The 20,441-nt window shown below is 67.9% G+C and carries 24 protein-coding genes and 1 riboswitch; of the genes, 14 read left to right on the top strand and 10 right to left on the bottom strand.

The genetic code is table 11. From position 1 onward, the window contains the following. Positions 1 to 27: 27 nt before the first annotated feature. Complete coding sequence (locus tag YM304_RS05990) at positions 28 to 501, bottom strand: antitoxin (protein ID WP_015440757.1); 474 nt, start codon at positions 499 to 501, stop codon at positions 28 to 30. 54 nt (positions 502 to 555) lie between these two features. Between YM304_RS05990 and YM304_RS05985 the strand changes: the two genes are divergently transcribed. After that, positions 556 to 2,625 carry a RecQ family ATP-dependent DNA helicase gene (locus YM304_RS05985; RefSeq protein WP_015440756.1) on the top strand — a complete coding sequence of 690 codons (2,070 nt, stop codon included), beginning with the start codon at positions 556 to 558 and terminating at the stop codon, positions 2,623 to 2,625. Here the strand turns inward: YM304_RS05985 and YM304_RS05980 are convergent. Together YM304_RS05980 and YM304_RS05975 are read right to left on the bottom strand one after the other, a co-directional pair. After that, a complete protein-coding gene (locus YM304_RS05980; protein ID WP_015440755.1) occupies positions 2,622 to 3,107 on the bottom strand; it encodes an SRPBCC family protein in 486 nt (161 codons plus the stop codon). The two genes, YM304_RS05985 and YM304_RS05980, sit on opposite strands and share 4 nt — an antisense overlap. A 51-nt stretch (positions 3,108 to 3,158) precedes the next feature. Beyond that, the gene (locus tag YM304_RS05975; RefSeq protein ID WP_015440754.1) at positions 3,159 to 3,893 is read right to left on the bottom strand and encodes an AAA family ATPase; all 735 of its coding nucleotides are present in this window, start codon (positions 3,891 to 3,893) and stop codon (positions 3,159 to 3,161) included. 45 nt (positions 3,894 to 3,938) lie between these two features. Between YM304_RS05975 and YM304_RS05970 the strand changes: the two genes are divergently transcribed. Then, entirely contained in the window at positions 3,939 to 4,757 is an 819-nt protein-coding gene (locus tag YM304_RS05970) for a class I SAM-dependent methyltransferase (RefSeq protein WP_015440753.1), read from the top strand. Here YM304_RS05970 and YM304_RS05965 read toward each other — a convergent pair. Next, positions 4,744 to 6,168 carry an HNH endonuclease signature motif containing protein gene (locus tag YM304_RS05965; RefSeq protein ID WP_015440752.1) on the bottom strand — a complete coding sequence of 475 codons (1,425 nt, stop codon included), beginning with the start codon at positions 6,166 to 6,168 and terminating at the stop codon, positions 4,744 to 4,746. The two genes, YM304_RS05970 and YM304_RS05965, sit on opposite strands and share 14 nt — an antisense overlap. A gap of 129 nt (positions 6,169 to 6,297) precedes the next feature. Then, positions 6,298 to 6,786, bottom strand: a complete 489-nt coding sequence (locus tag YM304_RS05960) for a winged helix-turn-helix transcriptional regulator (protein WP_015440751.1) — start codon at positions 6,784 to 6,786, stop codon at positions 6,298 to 6,300. A gap of 85 nt (positions 6,787 to 6,871) precedes the next feature. On the opposite strand from YM304_RS05960, the gene YM304_RS23405 reads away from it, so the two are divergent. Further along, positions 6,872 to 7,672 (top strand): SRPBCC domain-containing protein, encoded by an 801-nt coding sequence (locus tag YM304_RS23405; protein WP_015440750.1) that lies wholly within the window; start codon positions 6,872 to 6,874, stop codon positions 7,670 to 7,672. Positions 7,673 to 7,765: 93 nt separating this feature from the next. Beyond that, positions 7,766 to 8,335 (top strand): dihydrofolate reductase family protein, encoded by a 570-nt coding sequence (locus YM304_RS05950; protein WP_015440749.1) that lies wholly within the window; start codon positions 7,766 to 7,768, stop codon positions 8,333 to 8,335. Positions 8,336 to 8,398: 63 nt separating this feature from the next. Here YM304_RS05950 and YM304_RS05945 read toward each other — a convergent pair whose 3' ends face one another. The 3 genes from YM304_RS05945 to YM304_RS05935 are packed head-to-tail and all read right to left on the bottom strand — an operon-like array spanning position 8,399 to position 9,683. After that, positions 8,399 to 8,842 carry an SRPBCC family protein gene (locus YM304_RS05945; protein ID WP_015440748.1) on the bottom strand — a complete coding sequence of 148 codons (444 nt, stop codon included), beginning with the start codon at positions 8,840 to 8,842 and terminating at the stop codon, positions 8,399 to 8,401. Continuing rightward, on the bottom strand, positions 8,839 to 9,222 hold the full coding sequence (locus tag YM304_RS05940) for an ArsR/SmtB family transcription factor (RefSeq protein ID WP_015440747.1): 384 nt from the start codon (positions 9,220 to 9,222) through the stop codon (positions 8,839 to 8,841). The genes YM304_RS05945 and YM304_RS05940 overlap by 4 nt, the downstream gene beginning before the upstream one ends. Further along, entirely contained in the window at positions 9,219 to 9,683 is a 465-nt protein-coding gene (locus YM304_RS05935) for an SRPBCC family protein (protein ID WP_015440746.1), read from the bottom strand. Before YM304_RS05935 ends, YM304_RS05940 begins: the two co-directional genes overlap by 4 nt. Before the next feature lie 224 nt (positions 9,684 to 9,907). Between YM304_RS05935 and YM304_RS05930 the strand changes: the two genes are divergently transcribed. After that, positions 9,908 to 10,594 carry a hypothetical protein gene (locus YM304_RS05930; RefSeq protein WP_154723324.1) on the top strand — a complete coding sequence of 229 codons (687 nt, stop codon included), beginning with the start codon at positions 9,908 to 9,910 and terminating at the stop codon, positions 10,592 to 10,594. Beyond that, complete coding sequence (locus tag YM304_RS05925) at positions 10,591 to 11,616, top strand: pirin family protein (protein WP_015440744.1); 1,026 nt, start codon at positions 10,591 to 10,593, stop codon at positions 11,614 to 11,616. Before YM304_RS05930 ends, YM304_RS05925 begins: the two co-directional genes overlap by 4 nt. A 4-nt stretch (positions 11,617 to 11,620) precedes the next feature. Here the strand turns inward: YM304_RS05925 and YM304_RS05920 are convergent, their stop codons facing one another. Continuing rightward, positions 11,621 to 12,190: a VOC family protein gene (locus YM304_RS05920; protein ID WP_015440743.1), complete on the bottom strand. Its 570-nt coding sequence runs from the start codon at positions 12,188 to 12,190 to the stop codon at positions 11,621 to 11,623. Between the two features lie 39 nt (positions 12,191 to 12,229). Here YM304_RS05920 and YM304_RS22100 point away from each other — a divergent pair, with 39 nt between their 5' ends. Both YM304_RS22100 and YM304_RS05910 read left to right on the top strand, forming a co-directional pair. After that, a complete protein-coding gene (locus YM304_RS22100; protein ID WP_015440742.1) occupies positions 12,230 to 12,637 on the top strand; it encodes a DUF7715 family protein in 408 nt (135 codons plus the stop codon). 30 nt (positions 12,638 to 12,667) lie between these two features. Then, a complete protein-coding gene (locus YM304_RS05910) occupies positions 12,668 to 14,101 on the top strand; it encodes an amidase (RefSeq protein WP_041298052.1) in 1,434 nt (477 codons plus the stop codon). A gap of 45 nt (positions 14,102 to 14,146) precedes the next feature. Here YM304_RS05910 and YM304_RS05905 read toward each other — a convergent pair whose 3' ends face one another. Next, positions 14,147 to 15,091 carry a metallophosphoesterase gene (locus tag YM304_RS05905; RefSeq protein WP_051071332.1) on the bottom strand — a complete coding sequence of 315 codons (945 nt, stop codon included), beginning with the start codon at positions 15,089 to 15,091 and terminating at the stop codon, positions 14,147 to 14,149. On the opposite strand from YM304_RS05905, the gene YM304_RS05900 reads away from it, so the two are divergent. From YM304_RS05900 to YM304_RS22095, 6 genes are all read left to right on the top strand, one after another. Next, positions 15,018 to 15,758 carry a sulfite exporter TauE/SafE family protein gene (locus tag YM304_RS05900; RefSeq protein WP_015440739.1) on the top strand — a complete coding sequence of 247 codons (741 nt, stop codon included), beginning with the start codon at positions 15,018 to 15,020 and terminating at the stop codon, positions 15,756 to 15,758. The genes YM304_RS05905 and YM304_RS05900 overlap by 74 nt on opposite strands. Before the next feature lie 10 nt (positions 15,759 to 15,768). Next, a riboswitch (TPP riboswitch) is annotated at positions 15,769 to 15,879 on the top strand. Next, positions 15,875 to 16,540, top strand: a complete 666-nt coding sequence (locus tag YM304_RS05895) for a thiamine diphosphokinase (RefSeq protein WP_015440738.1) — start codon at positions 15,875 to 15,877, stop codon at positions 16,538 to 16,540. It overlaps the preceding riboswitch by 5 nt. A 49-nt stretch (positions 16,541 to 16,589) precedes the next feature. Further along, positions 16,590 to 17,741 carry a thiamine ABC transporter substrate-binding protein gene (locus YM304_RS05890; RefSeq protein WP_015440737.1) on the top strand — a complete coding sequence of 384 codons (1,152 nt, stop codon included), beginning with the start codon at positions 16,590 to 16,592 and terminating at the stop codon, positions 17,739 to 17,741. A 4-nt stretch (positions 17,742 to 17,745) separates the two neighbouring features. After that, positions 17,746 to 19,347 (top strand): ABC transporter permease, encoded by a 1,602-nt coding sequence (locus YM304_RS05885; protein ID WP_015440736.1) that lies wholly within the window; start codon positions 17,746 to 17,748, stop codon positions 19,345 to 19,347. Between the two features lie 14 nt (positions 19,348 to 19,361). Then, positions 19,362 to 19,985 carry an ABC transporter ATP-binding protein gene (locus tag YM304_RS05880; RefSeq protein ID WP_197536934.1) on the top strand — a complete coding sequence of 208 codons (624 nt, stop codon included), beginning with the start codon at positions 19,362 to 19,364 and terminating at the stop codon, positions 19,983 to 19,985. Between the two features lie 11 nt (positions 19,986 to 19,996). Further along, on the top strand, positions 19,997 to 20,401 hold the full coding sequence (locus tag YM304_RS22095) for a GNAT family N-acetyltransferase (protein WP_197536933.1): 405 nt from the start codon (positions 19,997 to 19,999) through the stop codon (positions 20,399 to 20,401). Positions 20,402 to 20,441 lie beyond the last annotated feature (40 nt).

Below are 20,441 nucleotides of genomic sequence, written 5' to 3'. Positions count from 1 at the left end.
TCGAGCAACCAGGCGGGGGCGGAACGGTCAGCTGGTCGGCTGGTCGTCGGCCCAGTCGGCGCCGTCGTTCTTGCCGCCGGTCGGGTCGTGCGTGGCCTGGACCTTGGGGTTCTTGCCACCCTCTTGCTGCGCCTGTGCGATCTGTGCCTGCACCGCGGCGTTGTTCATCATGTTGGTGGCGGCGTTGGCCATGTTGGCGATGGCGTTGGCCGCGGCGGCGCCCGCCGCGTTGGCCTGCGCCTGCGACACCGACGGGTCGACCGGTGCTCCGGCGTGGAAACTCGAGCTGTCGACGGGCACTTGCGTGCTGTAGTTGCTCGTACCGCCGGCCGAGTACTTCTTGGCGGCCTCAGCGGCCTTCGAGGTGACGTTGGCGGTCTTCCCGCCGCTCACCTTGTCGAGCTTGGCCCCGGCCTTCTCGGCGATGTCGCCGACCTTGTGGCGGTTCTTCTCGAGCAGACTCTTGGCTTTGCGCAGGTTTCGAGCGTTGAGCAATCCCATACAGGTCAACTTACCGCGGAACTCTGTGACAGTGCTGGGCGATACTGGGCAGGCATGACGGATTCTGCTCCCGACTCCCCCACCGATCTCCTGGCCGCGCTGCGCGCGTTGACCGGACGCGCCGACGCCGAGTTCCGCGATGGGCAACGCGAGGCGATCGAGGCACTGGCCGATCGACGAGAGCGAGCGCTGGTCGTGCAGCGAACCGGCTGGGGCAAGAGCGCCGTGTACTTCGTCGCGACCAGCGTGTTGCGCTCGCGCGGGCTCGGCCCGACATTGCTCATCTCGCCACTGCTCGCGTTGATGCGCAACCAGATCGACGCCGCCGAACGTCTCGGACTGCGCTGCATGACGGTCAACTCGTCGGCGGCGACCACCGTCGACGAACTCGCCACCGCCGTGCGATCCGACTCGATCGACCTGGTGCTCGTGTCGCCGGAGCGGCTCGCCAACCCGGAGTTCGCTCGCGCGGTCATGCCGATCCTGCGCGAGCGTCCGGGCCTGGTCGTGATCGACGAGGTGCACTGCATCTCCGACTGGGGTCACGACTTCCGCCCCGACTACCGCCGGATCGGCCGCATGATCCAGGAGTTCGGTGACGACGTGCCCGTGCTCGGGTGCACCGCCACGGCGAACGACCGTGTGGTCGCGGACGTCGCCGAGCAACTCGGCACCAACCTCACCGTGGTGCGCGGTCGGCTCGGGCGCGACGGGCTCGGCCTCGGCGTGGTCGACCTCCCGCGCCGCGCGCAGCGGCTCGCCTGGCTGGCGCAGCACCTCGACACGATGCCCGGCTCCGGCATCGTCTACTGCCTCACCATCCGTGACACCGAGATCGTCGCCGACTGGCTCCGCACCAACGGTGTGAGCGCCGAGTCGTACTCGGGCCAGACCGACACCGAAGACCGTGAAGAACTCGAACGCAAGCTGCAGCACAACGAGATCAAGGCACTGGTCGCCACCACCGCGCTCGGCATGGGGTACGACAAGCCCGACCTGGGCTACGTCGTCCACTTCCAGATGCCCGGTTCGCCCATCGGCTACTACCAACAGGTCGGTCGCGCCGGCCGCGCCATCGACGAGAGCCGGGCGATCCTGCTCAGCGGCTCCGAAGACGTGCGCATCCTCGACCACTTCCGCGACAACGCGTTCCCGAGCGAGTCGGCGATCGATCAGATCCTGGCGGCACTCGACGCCGCCGACGACGAGCCACTCACCCTGCGCAAGATCGCCGAGGCCGTCGACCTGTCGTGGGGGCAGATCGAGCTGGCGCTCAAGCAACTCGACGTCGAAGGTGCCGTCGAGCGGGTGAAGGGGCAGACGTACCAGCGCACCGGCACGCCGTGGGCGTATCCGGCCGAGCGGGTGCGCAACGTCACCTCCGCGCGCGAACGCGAGCAACAGTTGATGATCGACTACCTCGCCACCGAGCAGTGTCGCATGCAGTATCTGACCGACCAGCTCGACGACGAGCTCGGTCGACCGTGCGGCGAGTGCGACAACTGCTCAGCCGAACTCGCCGAGCAGATCGCCGCCACCGGCGTCGACCAGGCGCTCGTCGAGCGAGCCGAGCTGTTCTTGAAGCAGCGGCCGATCATCCTCGAACCGAAGAAGCAGGGCGTCGGCAAGAACGAACGCAACGAGGTCGGGCGCATCTTGAGCCGCTGGGGCGACGGGGGCTGGGGCGATGTGGTCATGCGCCAGAAAGAAGCCGGCCAGTTCGGCGACGACATGGTCGACGCGCTGGAGTCGCTGCTCGCCAACTGGAACCCGGTGCCCGCGCCCGAGTGGGTGGCCGCCGTCCCGTCGTGGCGCACCGGTGAGTTGGTGCCGTCGTTGGGCCAGCGTCTCGCGGAGCGCCTGGGCGTCCAGTTCGTCGACGTGCTCGAACGCATCGACGACCGCCCGCCGCAGGCCGACATGCAGAACTTCGCCTATCAGAAGTCGAATGTGCGCGGCGCGTTCATGGCCACCGGCAACACACCGCCGTCGCCCGGCCTCCTCGTCGACGACGCCTCGGCCTCGGGGTGGACGTTCGCAGAGGTCGGCGCTCAACTCCGACGCGCCGGCGCCTCGGCCGTGTATCCCATCGCGCTCGTCCAGACCAGCGGTCGGCCGGGCTAGCGCGACGAGTACATCTCCATCAGGGCGAGGAAGCGGTCGTCCGACTGGACGTCGGCGGTTTCTCGACCGACCACGATCTCACCGAGGCGTTCGAGATGCCAGTGCCATCCCGCGGCGAACTCGGCGTTCGACGGGTCGGGAAGGAAGTGATCGAAGGTGAGCACGGTTCCACCCTCGCCGTCGTCGACGAGTTCGTAGCGGATGTGCCACTGGTCGCTGCCCTCGCCCCACTCGTACTCGAGCAGCGAGTGCTCGACGCAGGCCAGCACGACGCCGTTTCCTTCGCCCTGCTCGCCGTAGTCGAACCTCACCGCGCCGCCGACTCGGAGCTCGATGGTGCCCGGATAGGCCCAACGCGCCATCCGTTCGGGCTCGGTGATGGCCGACCACACCTCGGTCGGCGCTGCGGGGAAGCGTCGCACGAACCGCAGCACGCGCCGCCCGTTCGATTCGGTCACCTCGCCGTTCTGGTCGTCATGCACTGTGTGCACCTCGTTCTTTCTGCTGTCGGGTGGTGGATTGAAAGGGTACGTTCACTCGTCGGCGAGCAGCTCGGCCATGAAGCCCTGCGGGTCGTCGAGGAAGTCTTTGGTGACGTGCACCGTGTCGATCTCCGACCACGCGGCGGGCGCCGGACCGTCGTCGTCGAACTCGTAGATCGTCGCGTCGGGGTAGGCCATCAACAGCGGTGAGTGCGTCGCGATGACGAACTGACACCCCTGCTCGACGAGGTCGTGCAGCCGCACCAGGAACTGGAGTTGGCCGTGCACCGACAGCGCCGCCTCGGGTTCGTCGAGGAGGTACAGGCCGCGAGGCTGGAAGCGCTCGACGAGCAGGTCGATGAACGATTCTCCGTGCGACCGGTCGTGCATCGACGTCCCGCCGTACCACTTCAACGTGCCGTACTCCTCGATCGCCGTCGCCACGTTGAAGAAGCTCTCGGCGCGCAGGAAAAACGCATCTTCTGGGGTGTGATGGCTCTTGCGAACCTTGAGGTGATGACGCAGCGGCGACACGGTGTCGTCACGGTTGGAGAACTGCATGCCTTTCGTGCCGCCCTCGGCGTTCATCCCCTGGTGCACCGCCAGCGCTTCGAGCAGCGTCGACTTCCCCGATCCGTTGTCGCCGACGAAGAACGTGACGTTCGGGTGGAACCGCATCGACATCGACGACTCGAGCATCGACGCGATCGACGGCACGTCGAAGGGATGCTCTCCCAGCTTCGCCCACGGCTTCGGCGCGATCGACAGCGTCTTCAGGAACGGCACACCGCAATCATGCTCTGGAGAATATGGCCCTGCGAGGATGGCCGCATGGCAACACCATCGAGTTTCGCCGGCGGCGACCAGCACTACCTCCGCACCGAGCAGTACGCCGACGCCTCGAAGTTGGCGCTCCGCGCCCGACTCCACGAGCGTTACAGCACGGCCGAGGTCCCGTGGTTCGACTGGGTCGCCGAACGCCTCGACATCCCCGCTGGTGCCAGCGTGTTGGAGGTCGGTTGCGGTGCCGGCTGGTTGTGGGCACAGGGCGACCACACCGTGCCGTCCGGCGTCTCGATCGAGCTCACCGATCTGTCGCAGGGAATGGTTGACGAAGCGGTCGAGCGGGTGTCGTCCACCGGCTTGTTCAGCTCGGTCTCGGGTCGCGTCGCCGACCTGCAACGCCTGCCGTTCGACGACGGCAGCAAGCACCTCGTCGTCGCCAATCACATGCTGTACCACCTTCCTGATCCGTCGGCCGGTGTGGCCGAACTCGGTCGCGTGGTGGCGCCGGACGGTGTGGTGGTCGCTGCGACCAACGGCGTGCGCCACATGCGTGAGGTCCGGGCGATTCGCGCCGAGGTGTTCGGGGAGGCGACGACCGATCTGACGACCGAAGTGTTCGGCGCCGACTCGGGCTTCGCACTGCTGCGGGCCCGGTTCGACGACGTGCGATGGTTGCAGCATCACGACGAGTTGCGCTGCACCGAGCCGCAACACGTCGTCGACTACATGTGCTCGACGCCGCCGGGCGAGAGCGCCGACGCCGAGACGCTCGATGCACTCCGAACGGCGATCGCCGACGTGTTCGCCGCGAACGACGACGTGATGACGATCACCAAGGACACGGGTCTCTTCATCTGCCGATGACCAGATCGATGTGTGTTCGGAACATCGGGATCGCGACCATGTCGTCACCCGCGTCGTCAGCTTCGTCGTCGCTGGTTCGCGGAAACCTGGGGATTCGGCAGCCGACCGGCAGCATCACGGTGCCGTCGTCGCGCAGCGTGTAGTTGCGGCCGTTCGTGGCCCGCCGCACCGGCCATCGTCGACGATGTCGTTCTCGGTTGTGGCTGCCGCATCGGCTTCCGCCGTTGCGCTGATCGGTGCTGCCACCGTCGGCCCATTCGGTCGAGTGGTCGACCTGGCACACGTCGGCTGCGACGAGACAGCCGGGGTGCTCGCAGGAGCGAAGCAGTAGCAACGCCGCATCGCGTGCCGGCCCGGTGAAGAGTCGCTGCTTGCGTCCGAAGTCGACGGTGACGTTCCGGGCGTCGACCACCGCTCGGCGGACGTGGCCGGCGAGTGCTGCTCTGAGGACGTGTTCGGCGCTGACTCGCACGCCGGTCGTGGTTTCGCAGCGCCGGGCGAGCAGCTCGTCGGGGTCGTTCATCAGTTCGGCGAGCAGCCCGCTCGGGTTGGCCAGGCCGGTGAACGGGTCGACCGGTTGACCGTCGATGGCGGTGTCGGCCGAGATGCGTTCGTCGGCGAGCATGCGGGCCCAGGTGGCGTCGTCGATCACGATGTTGACGAGTGGTTCGGGGGATCGGCCCGCCGGCAGGCCTGCGTCGAGTGCTTCGTTCGCGGTGAGGAAGATGGTGCGAATCGCATCGAAGCGCCGTTGCCGACCGGTGCGCGGCAGCTCGCCTCCCTCGGGCGAGCGCTCGACATCGGCACGGAACTCGCGCTCGACGAATCGATCGAGGATGGCGAGCATCTCGGCGGTGCTCATCGCATCGCCGCCGGTCGCCTGCAGGTAGAGCGACCCGTCGACCTCCGCCATCGTTGCGGTGCGCCCGTCGATCGCCTCGGCGTCGTCTCGTTCGGCGCCGTCGGCGTCGGCGAGCCTCACGACGTGTTGCATCACGATCTGGAAGTCGCGGAACGAGAGTTGCTCGGCGTGCTCGATCAGTGACGGTGCGAGTTCGTCGAGCGCGTCGCGCACTCTCTGGTTCGAGTGCGCTTTGGCGAACTCGCTCACCTGTGGTGCTCCGATTCGACCGGTGAGCACAGCGTCGCCGACGCCGGCGATGGCACCGACGGCCCGGGCCTGTGCCCGCCACCGCCCGGCTTCGGTGTTCGACCAGTTGAACGTGGCCCGCAGGTAGGCGTTCATGGTGCGGTGCCCGTCCCGGCCGTAGAGGCCTCGCTGTTCGGCGACGAGGATCGCTGCGATGAGCTCGGCGTCGTGGGCTCGCCGTTCGAGTTCGAGCTCCCGCAGCCGCTGGTCGAGGCCGCCGTCGGACATGCCGACCAAGCACTCGATCCGGGAGGAGAACATGGCCCCATTCTATCGAACACCTGTTCGTTTGTCCAGACATCTTGCTGGCAGATCGGGGATTTCTGCGAGCATCGAGGCCGACACCCCAGACTTCACGCTGGATCGGGCGATCGCCTCTCCGCCGTCGGTTCAGGCCAGGTCTTCGGCGGCGCGATTCAGTCGCTCGACGATCGACGGTGCGCCGTCGACGGTCGGCGGCGCTCCGAGGTGGCGCGTGCGGAGTTCGCTCATGAAGTCGATCCACATCGGTCGGCCACCTTCATAGAGGAGTTGGGCTCGGATTCGCAGGGCGTCGGTCGTCGGGCGGTGCCGGAGACCCCACCAGCCGAGTTCGGCGAGCACCGGGACGAGTTCGATCGCCGGATCGGTCAGGGAGTACGTGACGGCTCGACCTCGGCCGGGGTCGTCGCGGGTGAGCAGTCCGTGGTCGACGAGGTCGCGAAGGCGACTGGCGAGGATGTTCGACGCGATTCCCTCTTCGTTGTTGCGCTGCAACTCTCGGAAGTGTCGGCGGTCGCCGAACATGATGTCGCGGAGCACGATCAGACTCCATCGGTCGCCGATCACTTCGACGGCGGCGTTGATCGCACAGCCCGAACGTGGATCCTTTCTCGTCACACTCACTGCTTGCAAAGTACCACCAGCCTCACTAACTTGAGGTGATTGCAATTCGCAATCAGTCCGGATCGAGAGGAACTCCCACATGATCAGCCTCACGCTGGCCCAGGCGGCGGTGACCGACTTGCCCACCGCGGAGGCGTGGTACGCGCGACTGCTCGCCGCAGCGCCGAGTACCCGACCGATGGACGGCCTGATCGAGTGGCGCTTCGGCCCCACCCACGGCCTCCAGGTGTTCCACGACTCCGATCGAGCGGGTACGTCCACCGTCATTCTCGGGCTCACCGATCTGGACAACGAGGTCGAGCGTCTCGACCGGGAAGCCATCGAACACAGCGGCATCCAGGACGGCGGCGGCGGCCGCTTGGCGATCGCCACCGACCCCGACGGCAACCAGGTCATCCTCCTCGACCCCGACGCTGCCCGGAATCCGGTTGGTGACGGCTCCGTCGTCGGCGCGACCTTCCACATCGAGCGCGTCCTCGACGCCTCACTCGAGCGGGTGTGGGACGCCTACGCCGACGTCGCCCAGCGCTCCGTGTGGTCGGTCCCGAAGGGTGAGGTCGTCGAGTACGGCGCCAACGACTTCGTGGCCGGTGGCATCGACGAGTACCGATGCGGGCCGCCCGACGATCTCGCCAATCGCGTCACGACTCGATACCGCGCAATCCACGCACCTCACTCGTTCGTCACGACGAACGAGATCGACCGCGACGACACGCCCGTGGCGGTCGACACGACCTGCTGGCGCCTCGAGACCGACGGCCTCACGACGACCGTGTCGATCGACGTCCAGGTCACCTCGCTCGTCGGCGCGGCCATGCTCGACGGCTACCGCAACGGCCACGAACGCACCCTCGACCACCTCCAAGAGTTCCTCGCATGACCATCCACACGTCGCGAGTTCCTGCGAGACGTGCTGCGATACAGCGCGTCTCGCGTCCACACCAGATCCTCACCACACGAACAGGAGTACGCCGTGCATGACACGACCCCGCAATCCGCCACCGGCAAGGTGCTGTGGCACTTCTCGATGTCTCTCGACGGCTTCGTCGCCGGCCCGGGTCATCGAATGGACTGGATGCCCGACGCAACCAACCGAGCCGGTCTCATCGCCGAGTACACGTCGACGACCGGAGCGGTGCTCGGTGGGCGAACCGGCTGGGACATGTTCCCGGACCCCGGCGGCGTGTACGGCGGCGAATGGACCGGGCCGATCTTCGTGCTCACACATCATCCCGACGATGCCGAACCTGCGGAAGGGGTGACGTTCCTGGACTGCGACGTCGCCGAGGCCGTCGACATCGCCCGTCGGGCCGCGGACGGAAAGAACGTCGAGGTCCTGTCCCCGACGATCGGCCGCCAGCTTCTCGAACGTGGCCTGCTCGACGAGATCGACCTCCACGTCCTCCCGGTGCTGCTCGGCGACGGCATCCGACTCCACGACAATCCGGCGGGGTCGCCGGTTCCGCTCGAGTTCGTCAACGGCGATCGCGTCGAGGAGATCAACCTCCGCTACCGACCGACCAACCGAGCAGCGACCGCCTGAACACCACGCACAAAACCACCCGACCCAGCCGGAACACCTCTGCGATCTGCCAGCACCATGCGCTCAGTCCCAGTCGCTGATCTGGACGTCGTCTGGCGACGGGGAGCCGGTGCCGGTCTCCGCGTATTGCTTGAGGCTGAGCAGGTACGTCGCCCACTTCGTGCTGCAGTGGGAGAGGAACTCGACGGGCTCGGCCCAACCGGTGTGGGCGAAGTTCACGATGGTGTACCCGTCGCTGCGGGACAGCCGAAACTCGATGTGGGTCCCGATCCACTCCGGTGGTCCGTCGACCACCCGCCAGCGGACGAAGGCTCCTGGCTCGAGCTCGACGACCTCCATGTCGAAGCCGCCGGGCGGAAACCGGAACTCGATCTTCCCGCCGATCGATGCATCGCCGGTGGTGTCGACGGTCCACCAGTTCGCGAGTCCGTCGATGGTGGTCAAGGCCTCGTAGACGGGTTCGGTGCTCTCGGTGAGCGCTCCGATGCGGTGATGAATGGTGTTCATGGGATGTCTCCTTCGTTGGTCTGTTCGTGGTCTGTCGGGGTGTCGGTGTGTTTCTCGCGTTCGACCTGCTCGGCGATCCGTGCGATCCGTCGGAGTCGGCCGTCCCAGGCGTGACCGACGGTGGTGAGCTGGTCGACCGCTCGAGCGAACTGGCGGTCGTCGATTCGGAACCGGCGTTCACGTCCTTCGGCAACACTGCGGACGATGCCGGCGCGGTCGAGCACACCCAGGTGTTTGGCGACCGCTTGGCGAGTGACCGGGAGCCGTTCGCTGAGACTCGTCGCTGTTGCGGAGCCATCGGCGAGCAGGAGGTCGAGCATGCGCCGACGTGTCGGTTCGCCGATCGCCGACCACAGGTCGTCGTCGATGTCGGTGGTCATGCCCTCGCCCCGACCGTGGGGGCATAGTCGACGAGTTGCGGGAGGAAGTGATCCCAGCCCGCGCAGTGGTCGCCGTACTCGGCCTCGGCCACCTCCGGCTCCCAACCCTTGTCGGCAAAGCCGGTCTCGCTCAGGTGCAGGACCGTGCCCGACCCCCGAGGCGACAGCTCGAACGTGACGAGCAGCGAGTTGCCGGGGATCGCAGCCTCACCGTCGGGGTACACCCAGCGGAACGAGAACAGGCGCGGGGCCTCGACGGCGACGATCGTGATCTGCGGGACTTGAGCATCGGGCGACGACGGGTCGCCGAAGACCAGATGGCCGGTGCTTCCCGGCGCAGGCTCGAAGTTCGCGTCGTCGGGCCACCACTGCCGGACGTGCTCGGGGTCGGTGATCACCTCGAACACCGTCTCCGGCGTGGCGTCGATCTCGACGTACCGCTCGATCGTCTCGTGATTCATGCGTGTGCTCCTTTGTGCAACCTTTGGTTGCGTCATTGTCGCACAGGCGACACCCCGATGCAACCTTTAGTTGCGCGTCGATGATGACGATGACGATGACGATGATGATCATGATGCGGCGTGCTGGGCATCCGGGTCGAGCGACCGGATCAGTCGGCGCAGCACCTGTGGAACACCCGCGAGCGACCGAGAATCCGGTGTCGGTGCGCAGATACGGTGAGGAGATGGCGTCACCGGCCGAAGCGAAGCTCGGGCAGCGAGTGCTCGATGCCGTCGACGAGGGCGTCGAGAAGCGTTGGGGGCCGGCGGTCGAGCGGGCCAGCAGAGCGACGGGAGCGACGCCCGACGAACGAGTCGTCGAGGTCACGCAGTCGTTCCGACGAGAACTCGGCCTGGCCGGCGCGGCGGCGGGCGGCACCGCGGCGGTGCCCGGCGTCGGCGTGGCCACGTCGACCGCGGCGTTCGTCGCCGAACTCGGTTGGTCGACGGTTCGCCTGTCCGACCTGATCCTCACGATCGCCGCGCTCCACGGCCACCACGACGCCCCGACCGACGAGCGTCGACTGTGGGTGCTGTCGATCCTCACGTACGGCGACAGCGCGGCGTCGAAGGTCGCACGACTCGCCCGCGACATGGGCGTCAAGGTCAACTCGTCGTCGTCGCAGCGGATCCCGGCCGAGACCGTGCGCCGAATGAACAATCGCCTCGGCTACATGATCCTCTCCCGCTACGGCACACGCCGAGGGGCGCTGGCGCTCGGGCGCATGGTGCCGTTCGGCATCGGCGCCGCGCTCGGCTACGGCCTCAACGCCTACGTCGTGAAGTCGACCGCCCGCCACGCTCACCGCTACTTCGGCGAACTCCCGACGCGCGTGCAAAAGCTTGCGCCCGCAAGTATCATTGAGTCATGACATCGCCGATCCTGCAGACCGTCCCCCTGGGCTTCCAATGGGCGACCGTCGATCCCTTCCTCTTCTGCGTCCACCATCTCGACCACTACCCCGCGTCCGATGGTGAACTCGGACCCGCTGCCGACCTCTCGGGCCGAAGCATCGGCAACGACTTCGAACCCACCGACGGCTGGCGCATGTACCACGGCTCGAAGGTGCCCGGCTTCCCGCAGCACCCGCATCGTGGCTTCGAGACGATCTCGTTCGTCCGCCAGGGTCTGATCGACCACGCCGACTCCCTCGGCGCAGCCGCCCGCTACGGACGTGGTGACGTCCAGTGGATGACGGCCGGTGCCGGCATCCAGCACGCCGAGATGTTCCCGCTCGTCGACCCCGACGGCCCGAACACGATGGAGATGTTCCAGATCTGGATCAACCTTCCCGCCAGCGACAAGATGGTCGAGCCGCACTTCGCGATGCTCTGGGACCACGAGATCCCCCGCGTCGTCGTGCAGAAGGACTCCAACTCACCCGCGGCCACGATCACGGTGATCGCCGGCGAGCTCGACGGGCACACACCGCCGTCGCCGCCGCCCTCGTCGTGGGCGTCGCGCCCCGAGGCCGACGTGGCACTCTGGCACGTGGTGCTCGAGCCCGGCTCGGAGTGGACGATGCCCGCAGCCGCCGGTGCCGACACCGTGCGTGTGCTCTACGTGTTCGACGGCGACGGACTCACCATCGACGACGAATCGGTCGACGGGTCGACCGGCGCCGTCGTCGACGCACAGCGAGCCATCTCGCTGCGGTCGACCGGTCACGTCGAACTGCTGATGATGCAGGGCCGACCGATCGGTGAGCCCGTGGCGCAACAGGGTCCGTTCGTGATGAACGACGAGGCCGAGATCCGCCAAGCCTTCGCCGACTACCGGGCGACGCAGTTCGGTGGTTGGCCGTGGGATCGGCCCGACCCGACGCACGGCCACGACGGCGAACGCTTCGCCCGCCACGCCGACGGCCGGGTCGAGAAGGCCGTCACCGTCTGACGGTTCAGCGAACCAGGAAGGGCGAGTCGCCCGGCTTGCGGTTGGCGTGGGCGGTGCGCCACGCCGCGAAGGCGTCGATGATGCGCGGCGGCGTGCCGTGGAACTCGGTGAAGCCCCCGTTGACGGAGCGCGTGTCGACGTAGGCCGCGTCGACACCGTCGGCGTGGAGGAAGGTACCGCACTCGAAACCGGCGGCCCCGAGGCGATCGACCTCCGCCCGCACATCGGTGCAGAGAATGCCGAGATGGTGGTAGCCGGTCTCGCCCGCCGCGTACATGTCGCGGTAGATCGACGGGGTGTCGTCGTGCTGCACGATGAACTGGATCATCATGTCGCCGAGGTAACCGAACGCGTACGACACGTCGGCCTCGTGGGTGGTGCCGCGGTAGTCGAACGTGTCGGTCTTGTGATGCTCGGTGATGACGAACGGGCCGGCACCGAACAGCGCGTCCCACTCCTCGATCGTGGCGCGCAGGTCGTTGACCAGATACGCGTACTGGAAGATCACGCCGTGTTCGAACACGATGTCTCCCCGTTGCAGTGGATTGTCGTGAAGTCCCTCGTCAGCGGCCATTCCGCAACCCTGTCACAGGGCTCTGCGCATCATCGAGCCATGCGAGTCCTCATTGCCACCAACGAACTGCAGTCCACCGCCGACGGCGACTACTCCTTCACCGTCGAAGGCGAACTGGTCACCCCGATCGTGGCGCAGTGCCACACTCCCGACGACTGCGGATGCAGCCGCGGCTTTCCCGGTCTGGCGAGCAGCCGTGCCACCACCACGGCCATGGTCGTCGATCGCCCGTTCATCACGCTCGACGATCTGCGCGACGTCGTTCGCGACTCGCTCGAGCGCGACGGATGGCTCGACCTCCTCGGCCCCGATGCCGCCGAGATCGACGAGATCATCGACGAGCACGTCGAGGCGATCGACGAGATCTGTCGCACGTTCACCGTCGGCACGATCGTCGAGCGTCATGGCACGCTGGTCCGCTCCCGGTCGTACCGCACGGCGGCCTGAGACCCCTCGGCGGTCTGCTAACCAGTTCGCATGTCAGAGATTGCGAACGAGACCCGATGGATGGACGCGACCGAGCAGGCTCGGCTCGTCGCCGATGGAGAAGTGAGCGCCATCGAGTTGGTCGACGCGGCGATCGAGCGCATCGAGCAACTCGACGGCCCGCTCAACGCGGTCAACATCCGATGGTTCGACGATGCTCGCTCGGCCGCCGCCGGCGAACTCTCCGGACCGTTCGCCGGGGTGCCGACCCTGCTCAAGGATCTGTGGGCCCACTCCGAAGGGCACCCGATGACCAACGGCAACGCCGCACTGCGCGAGGCGATGCCGATCTCCGATCACGACACCGAACTCGTCGCCCGGTTCCGTGATGCCGGGCTCGTCACGCTCGGCCGCACCAACAGCCCCGAACTCGGCTCGCTCCCGGTGACCGAGCCGGTCGCGTGGGGGCCGAGCCGCAACCCCTGGTCGACCGACCACACGCCCGGAGGTTCGAGCGGCGGTGCCGCGGCTGCCGTGGCATCGGGCATGGTGCCGGTCGCCAACGCGTCCGACGGCGGCGGGTCGATCCGCATCCCGGCATCGTGCTGCGGCCTCGTCGGCCTCAAGCCGTCGGCCGGGCGCATCACGATGGGTCCCGAGCGCGACGAATCCGGGCTGAGCGTGCACTTCGCCGTCAGCCGGTCGGTCCGCGACTCGGCTCGACTGCTCGACGCCGTGGCCGGCCCGGGCGTCGGCGACAACGTCATCGCCCCGGCTCCCACCCGCCCGTACGCCGACGAGGTCGGCAACGACGTTCCGAAGCTCCGCATCGGGCTGCTCGACACCCACCCGCTCGGGCAGCCGCTGCACGCCGACTGCATCGACGCGGTCCGGTCCGCGGCCACGATGCTCGACGGCCTCGGCCATCACGTCGAGCCGGGGTTCCCCGACGCGCTGTCCGACGCGTCGTTCTCGGCGCGCTTCATGGCGATGTGGGCGACCAACATGGCGCTCGGCATCGCCCGTCTCGGCGACGCACTCGGCCGAGAGCTCACCGCCGACGAGGTCGAGCCCGTCAACTGGGTGCAGGCCGAGTACGCCGCACGGGTGTCGGGCGTCGAGTACGGCGCCGCGCTCGGAGCCGTCGCGCAGTACCGCCGCACGATCCAGTCGTGGTGGGCCGACGGCTGGGACCTCCTGCTCACGCCGACGCTGTCCGAACCCCCGGTCCGCATCGGCGAACACGATGCCCAGCCCGGCGATCCGCTCGCCGGCATGCGACGAGCTGGAGCGTTCGTGTCGTTCACGCCGCCGTTCAATGCCAGCGGACAACCGGCCATCAGCCTGCCCCTGCACTGGAACGACTCCGGCCTGCCGATCGGCGTCCAACTCGTCGCCGCCTACGGCCGAGAAGACCTCCTCCTCAACGTGGCGGCCCAACTCGAACACGCCCACCCCTGGGCGCACCGCACCCCACCCGCCTGACCGACCTGGTTATTTCCATCCCGGATGGAAATAACCAGGTTGCGTTCACTGGTCGAACTCCGAGGCCCACGCCGGGATGACGGGCGCGGCGGTGCGGATGTAGCGCGAGTGGGCGACGATCGAGTCGGGGCGCACGTCGATCAGCTGGTACCCGACCGGGTTGTCGATCACCGCGACCGGCGCGTCGGGACGCAGATCGAGCGCGACGTGCTGCACTGTCGACATGCCGACCTGCGCCGGCGCACCGGCGAACGTCGACGCCATCGGTCGATGCAGATGCCCACAGAGGATTCGGTCGACCGGATGCGCCGTGAGCACCTCGTCGAGCAGGTCGAGGCCCGGGAAGCCGTGCATGTCCATCCACCGGATGCCCGATGCGAACGGTGGATGATGCATCGCCAACAAGGTCGGGCCGTCGAACGGGGCACGCAACACGCCGTCGAGCCAGTCGCAACGCTCCTCGTCGAGACGGCCCCCGTGCTCACCGGGCGTCGTCGAGTCGAGCCCGACGAGCCGCACACCGGCGACGACGGTCGACCAACTGGCGTGTTCGGCGTCGACCCACGGCGTGCCGGGGAACGACGACCGGAGGAGTTCGCGCACGTCGTGGTTGCCGCCGAGCGCGAGAAACGGCACGTCGAGCGGCTCGAGCAACTCCAACAGCGCCTCGTACTCGGCCGGATGGCCGCTGTTGGCCAGATCACCTGTTCCGATCAGCACATCGACCGGTGTCGTCTCGGCGCGAATCGACGCCACCGCGTCGACGAGCCGAGCGTTGTTGTCGACGAACACCTCCGTTTCCTGGTCGTCGCGCGCAAGCACGTGCGTGTCGGTCAGCTGTCCGATCAGAGCCACGAAACGAGTGTCGCACAGCAACATCAACACGTCGTGAACGAGCGGCCCTACGCTGCCGCCGATGACCGGAACGGAACTGGCGATCGTGCTCGCCGCGGTGGTCGTCGGCTCGACCGTGAAGGCGATCACCGGCATGGGGCTCCCGCTGATCTCGATTCCGATCGCCGCCCTCTTCGTCGACCTCGACGACGCGGTGGTGACGATCGCCTTGGCCAACATGCTCGCGAACGGAGTCCTCGCCGTCCGCGAACGCGAACACCTCCCCGAGACGAGAGACCTCCCGATCCTGGCGGTGGCGGGAGTCGGCGGCGCGATCGTCGGCGCCATCGCGTTCATCAGACTGCCCGACGAACCGCTCGTGATCATGTTGATCGTGGCGACGGTCGCCTACATCGTCAACTTCTTCGCCCGTCCCGACTTCCGAATCGAACCGGCTCGATCGAAACGCTTCGCTCCCATCGCGGGAGGCGTCGCCGGCATCTTCCAAGGCGCGATCGGCATCTCGGGCCCGATCGTCGGGTCGTGGATCCACAGCTACCGGCTGAGCCGCGGAGCGCACATCGTGTCGGTCACCTCACTGTTCCTCGTCAGCGGCTCCGCCCAGTTCGCCGTGCTCGTGGCGAGTGGCGAACTGTCCGGCCGAGTCGCACCCTCACTCCTCGCGTGCATTCCCGTGCTCGCCGCGATCCCCCTCGGCACCCGCATCCGCGACCGGGTCTCGTCGGCCGGGTTCGACCGTGCGATCATCGCGATGCTCTGCGTCTCGATCGTCGCACTGTCGGTCAAGACGTTCAGCGGGTAGCGTTCAGAGAACCAACCGACGGGGAGTTCGTGGAACGACGAGCTGAGAGGGTGACACGCTGTCACCGACCCGAGAACCTGATCCGGATCATGCCGGCGTAGGAAGTCGAGAAGCACGTGAACGACCACATCGTCATCGTCACCGGGGCCACACCGATCCCCGAGCGCGTCGCCGCACTCGTCCCCGACGCGGCCATCGTGCTCGGTGTCGACAGCGGATTCGACCACGCGCTCGCCGCCGGTCTCCGACCCAACGGACTGATCGGTGACCTCGACTCGGTCAGCGACGACGGTCGGGCGTGGGCCGAGGAGCACGCCACGATCTCCCGCCATCCCGCCGACAAGAACGAGACCGACACCGAACTCGCCGTGGCGTTCGCCGCTGGGATGGCACCCGCCTGGCTGACCATGATCGGTGGCGGCGACCGCCTCGATCACACCATCGCCGCCATCGGCTCACTCGCCGCGCCGGCCGCCACCTCGATCCCCCGGATCGACGCCTGGTGGAACGGCCAGCACATCGAGGTGATGCACGGCCCGAGCCGCCGGACACTCTCGCTCACACCCGAATCGACTCTCTCGCTCCTCGTGCTCGGCCGCCCGTGTGACGGCGTGTCGATCAGTGGCGTCCGCTGGCCCCTCGACGGCATCCGACTCGAACCCGTCGTCGGGCTCGGCGTGAGCAACGAGGTCACCGACGCCGCCGGCGACGTCTCGATCTCCATCTCGAGCGGCGTGCTGAGCGTCTTCGACCATCCCCTGGTCGAGTCCACGACCGACTGAACGCTCTGCCACTCCCATTCCCCCGACCAGCAACAACGACAGGAACACGATGACCCACCTCCCCAGGCTGACCGCAGCGCTCGTCGCCACCGGACTGCTCGCCGCGTCGTGCGGCAGCGACGCCGACGACGCCACCCCCACCACCGACGAGACCGACGAGACCGTCACGACCGACGAGACCGACACCGCCGACGAGACCGTCACGACCGACGCCACCGACGCGAGTGACCCGGCCGGCGTGACCCTCGTCGCCTACGAGTCGTTCCCGACCGAAGGCCCGATCGTCGAACAGTTCGACGCATTCACCGCCGCGACCGGCATCGACGTCGAGATCCTCATCGCCGGCGACACCGGCACGATGCTCTCGAAGGCCGAACTCACCGCCGGCAACCCCGAAGGCGACGTGATGTGGGGCATCGACAACTCGTTCCTGTCACGCGCACTCGACGCCGAGATCTTCGAGCCACACGTGGCGACCGGACTCGATGCGATCCCCGACGAGTTCACGGCGTTGGTTCCGAACGGCGAGGCGACCCCGGTCGACTTCGGCGACGTGTGCGTCAACTACGACATCGGCGCGTTCGAGGCGCTCGGCATCGACCCGCCGACGGCCCTCGCCGATCTCGCCGATCCGACGTACGCGGACCTGCTCGTCGTGCAGAACCCGGCGACCTCGTCGCCTGGCCTCGCCTTCCTGCTCGCCACGATCGACGAGTTCGGCGACGACGGCTGGCAGAGCTACTGGAGCAGCCTGGTCGACAACGGTGTCGCCGTCGTCGACGGCTGGACCTCGGCGTACTACGAGCAGTTCAGCTACGCCGGAGGCGACCGGCCGCTCGTGGTGAGCTACGGCTCGTCGCCGCCGTTCGAAGTGCTGTTCGCCGAGACCGAACTCGACGCTGCCCCGACCGGCGTGATCGACGACACCTGCTTCCGTCAGGTCGAGTTCGCCGGTGTCCTCGCCGGAACCGATGCTCCCGACGAGGCCCGTCAGTTGGTCGACTTCATGATCACCCCCGAGTTCCAGGCCACACTGCCGATGAACGTGTTCGTGTTCCCGACGAACAGCGAGGTCGAACTCGACGCGGCGTTCAACGACTACGCCGTGATCCCCGAATCGAGCCGCAGCGTCGACCCCGACGCCGTCGACGCCAACCGTTCGGCGTGGCTCGACGAGTGGACCGACCTGGTGCTCGGCTAGCCACGTGCCCCGCGGCGGCCGGCTCCACCCACTCGCGCTGGGCATCGTGCCGGCCGCCGCGCTCGCGCTCTTCTACATCTGGCCGTTCGTCGTCCTCATGATCGAGGCGGTCGACGCCGAGTCGATCCGGTCGACGTTCGAGCGCGGCCGCACCTGGCGGATCCTCTGGTTCACCACCTGGCAGGCCGTTGCGTCGACCGTCGTGACCATCGTGCTCGGACTCGCACCGGCGTGGGCCGTGGCGCGCTTCGACTTCCCTGGCCGCCGGGCACTCGTCAGCGTGCTGACCGCCATCTTCGTGATGCCGACGGTCGTGATGGGCGCGGCGTTCCTCGCGTTGTTTCCCGACTCGCTCGACCGAACCGTCTGGGCGGTCCTGGCCGCCCACGTCGTGTTCAACCTCGCCGTCGTCATCCGCACCGTGGGCGCGGTGTGGGAACAACTCCCCGCCGACATGGAGCACGCCGCCGCCACGCTCGGCGCCAGCCCACTCCGAGCGTTTCGCGAGGTCACCCTGCCACTGATCCGCCCCGCCCTCACCGCCGCCGCATCGGTCGTGTTCCTCTTCACGTTCACGTCGTTCGGCGTGGTGAGGATCCTGGCCGCTCCCGGCACTCGCACGATCGAGGTCGAGGTGTGGCGGCGAGCCACCCAGCTCGGCGAGATCGGTGAAGCCGCCGTGCTCGCACTCCTCCAGTTGACGATCCTCGGCTTCCTGGCCGCCTGGTCGACGATCGTGCAGCGTCGGCACAGTCGAGCACTCGACCTCGAATCGCTCTCCGCTCCCACGCGCCCTCGGCATCGTTGGCAGCGGCGAGCGGTCGCCCTCATCGCCACCACCACCGCGATCGTGGCCGTCGTCCCCCTCCTCGCGCTCGTCGTGAAGTCGGTGTCAACACCGACCGGCTGGACCTTCGAAGCGTGGCGCACGCTGGGCTCCGCCGAGATCCGACCCGGGATCAGCCTCGGCCTCGACCCGATCGGTTCGCTGGTCAACTCGCTGCGCACCGCTGCCTGGGCCACCGGGTTCGCCGTGGTGATCGGAGCGCTCGCGAGTCTCTCGATCGCGGCGTCGGGGCGGGCAGGGCGCTTCCTCGACGCGGGTTTGATGTTGCCGTTGGGCACCTCAGCGGTCACCATCGGGTTCGGCATGCTGATCACGTTCGACACCGACCCCGTCGACTGGCGGGCATCGTGGTGGCTGGTGCCGATCGGCCATGCGCTCGTCGCCACGCCGTTCGTCGTCCGCACCACGCTCGGGGTCCTGCGGTCGGTCGATCCCGAACTCTCCCACGCTGCGGCAACGCTCGGCGCGGCGCCCATCACGGCGTGGCGCGAGATCGTGGTGCCACATCTGTGGCGTCCGCTCGCCGTCGCGGCCGCGCTGGCCGCCGCGATCTCACTCGGCGAGTTCGGCGCCACCAGCTTCCTGTCACGCAGCGGTGGCGAGACACTGCCGATCGCCATCGAACGCCTGCTCGGACGCACCGGATCGCTGCTCCAGGCCAAGGGCTACGCCTTGGCGACGCTGCTCGCTGCGATCACGGTCGTCATCGTGCTCGTCGTCGACCGCAGTCACGAGATCACGACCGGGCGGCGCAAGTGATCGAGGTCGATCGCGTGTCCGTGTCGTTCGACGGCGTCCAGGTCCTCGACGAGGTCTCCCTCACGGCGGACCGTTCCGAGGTGATCGCCATGCTCGGCCGATCAGGCAGCGGCAAGAGCACCCTGCTGCGGGTGATCGCGGGCATCGTGCCGCCCGACAGCGGGCGCGTCCTGATCGACGGCGCCGACGTCACCCGGGTCCCGACGCATCGGCGAGGTGTCGGGATGGTCTTTCAGGACAACCAACTGTTCCCGCACCGCGACGTGGCGACCAACGTCGCGTTCGGTCTCAAGATGGCCGGCATCGCTCCCGCCGAGCAGCGAGCGCGCACCGCCGACTGGCTCGAACGCGTCGGCCTGCCCGGCTTCGAACGGCGGCGGGTCACCGAACTCTCGGGCGGCGAGGCGAAACGCATCGCACTGGCCCGCACGCTCGTCACCGAGCCGAGCGTCGTGCTCCTCGACGAACCGCTCACCGGACTCGACCGCGAACTCCACGACGAACTCGTGGTCGATCTCCATCGCCTGCTGCACGAGTCGGAGACCACGGCGATCCTCGTGACGCACGACGTCGACGAAGCCGATGCGATCGCCGACCGCGTCGTCTCCATCGACGAGCTGACGGGAGGCCAGCGGTGAAGGTGGTCGCCGTGAGTTCCGACCGGACCCACGACCTGCGGCGGCGAGTACTGCGGGCCGGCGAGGCGAACCCGACCCTCGACTGGCCGGGCGACCACGAGCCGACCACGACGCACTTCGCTGCGATCGCCGACGGCAACGTCATCGGTGTGTCGACGTGGCTCCTCGTCGACGGTCGTGTGCAGTTGCGCGGCATGGCCACCGACCCCGACGAGGCCGGACGCGGCGTGGGGTCCGCGCTGCTCGAGGCCGGGATCGAACACGCTCGACGAATCGGGGCCACCGACGTCTGGGCCAACGCTCGGGTCACGGCACTCGGCTTCTACCGGAAGCACGGCTTCGTCATCTCGGGGCCCGAGTTCGTCACCGGAGCGACCGGCCTCCCCCACCGTCTGGCGACCTTCGACCTCGCCTGATTTCCCTTCTCGACGTCCGACGACCCACTGGATGGCTGCA

This window comes from Ilumatobacter coccineus YM16-304 (assembly GCF_000348785.1).
GTDB classification, from domain to species: Bacteria; Actinomycetota; Acidimicrobiia; order Acidimicrobiales; family Ilumatobacteraceae; genus Ilumatobacter_A; species Ilumatobacter_A coccineus.
The sequence above is the reverse complement of the archived record's forward strand: the minus strand, read 5'-3'. Positions and strand labels throughout refer to the sequence as shown.

Bases quoted from the DNA above. Each gene is read 5' to 3' on its own strand.
- YM304_RS05930 (WP_154723324.1), top strand. From the start codon at position 9,908: ATGGCGTCACCGGCCGAAGCGAAGCTCGGGCAGCGAGTGCTCGATGCC.
- YM304_RS05965 (WP_015440752.1), bottom strand. From the start codon at position 6,168: ATGTTCTCCTCCCGGATCGAGTGCTTGGTCGGCATGTCCGACGGCGGC.
- YM304_RS05905 (WP_051071332.1), bottom strand. From the start codon at position 15,091: ATGCCGGTGATCGCCTTCACGGTCGAGCCGACGACCACCGCGGCGAGC.
- YM304_RS05940 (WP_015440747.1), bottom strand. From the start codon at position 9,222: ATGACCACCGACATCGACGACGACCTGTGGTCGGCGATCGGCGAACCG.
- YM304_RS05910 (WP_041298052.1), top strand. From the start codon at position 12,668: ATGTCAGAGATTGCGAACGAGACCCGATGGATGGACGCGACCGAGCAG.
- YM304_RS05920 (WP_015440743.1), bottom strand. From the start codon at position 12,190: ATGGCCGCTGACGAGGGACTTCACGACAATCCACTGCAACGGGGAGAC.
- YM304_RS05890 (WP_015440737.1), top strand. From the start codon at position 16,590: ATGACCCACCTCCCCAGGCTGACCGCAGCGCTCGTCGCCACCGGACTG.
- YM304_RS05970 (WP_015440753.1), top strand. From the start codon at position 3,939: ATGGCAACACCATCGAGTTTCGCCGGCGGCGACCAGCACTACCTCCGC.
- YM304_RS05985 (WP_015440756.1), top strand. From the start codon at position 556: ATGACGGATTCTGCTCCCGACTCCCCCACCGATCTCCTGGCCGCGCTG.
- YM304_RS05990 (WP_015440757.1), bottom strand. From the start codon at position 501: ATGGGATTGCTCAACGCTCGAAACCTGCGCAAAGCCAAGAGTCTGCTC.
- YM304_RS05925 (WP_015440744.1), top strand. From the start codon at position 10,591: ATGACATCGCCGATCCTGCAGACCGTCCCCCTGGGCTTCCAATGGGCG.
- YM304_RS05900 (WP_015440739.1), top strand. From the start codon at position 15,018: ATGACCGGAACGGAACTGGCGATCGTGCTCGCCGCGGTGGTCGTCGGC.
- YM304_RS22100 (WP_015440742.1), top strand. From the start codon at position 12,230: ATGCGAGTCCTCATTGCCACCAACGAACTGCAGTCCACCGCCGACGGC.
- YM304_RS05935 (WP_015440746.1), bottom strand. From the start codon at position 9,683: ATGAATCACGAGACGATCGAGCGGTACGTCGAGATCGACGCCACGCCG.
- YM304_RS05945 (WP_015440748.1), bottom strand. From the start codon at position 8,842: ATGAACACCATTCATCACCGCATCGGAGCGCTCACCGAGAGCACCGAA.
- YM304_RS23405 (WP_015440750.1), top strand. From the start codon at position 6,872: ATGATCAGCCTCACGCTGGCCCAGGCGGCGGTGACCGACTTGCCCACC.